We start from the raw sequence: 240 nt of genomic DNA, 5'->3' as shown, positions 1-240 counted from the left end.
GGCCGGGGCGCCGAAAATGGGCGGCCGGGACGCCGCCCTGATGGCCAGGGCCGAGGCCCGCGTCGCCCGTCGCAATTTGGGCGAGGAGGCGCGCGAGGAATTCTCTCGCGCCGATTTGGGCGGGGAGGCACGCCGTATGACCCTGCCGGCCGCGGCGGGCGCCTTCGTCGCCGGGTTGATATTCGGGTTCGTCAATTCCCGGCGCCGCGATTGAACCAAAGCGCCATCTCTGGCATGCAC

At 70.8% G+C, this 240-nt stretch carries 1 protein-coding gene; it reads left to right on the top strand.

The features are described 5' to 3' along the window. Window positions 1–214 (top strand): hypothetical protein (locus tag R0J92_RS26125; RefSeq protein WP_411053831.1); only part of this gene is annotated, 214 nt, incomplete at its 5' end. Window positions 215–240: the final 26 nt, after the last annotated feature.

The organism is Tritonibacter sp. SIMBA_163, from assembly GCF_046535935.1.
In the GTDB taxonomy this organism is placed as follows: domain Bacteria; phylum Pseudomonadota; class Alphaproteobacteria; order Rhodobacterales; family Rhodobacteraceae; genus Epibacterium; species Epibacterium scottomollicae.
The sequence above is the reverse complement of the archived record's forward strand: the minus strand, read 5'-3'. Positions and strand labels throughout refer to the sequence as shown.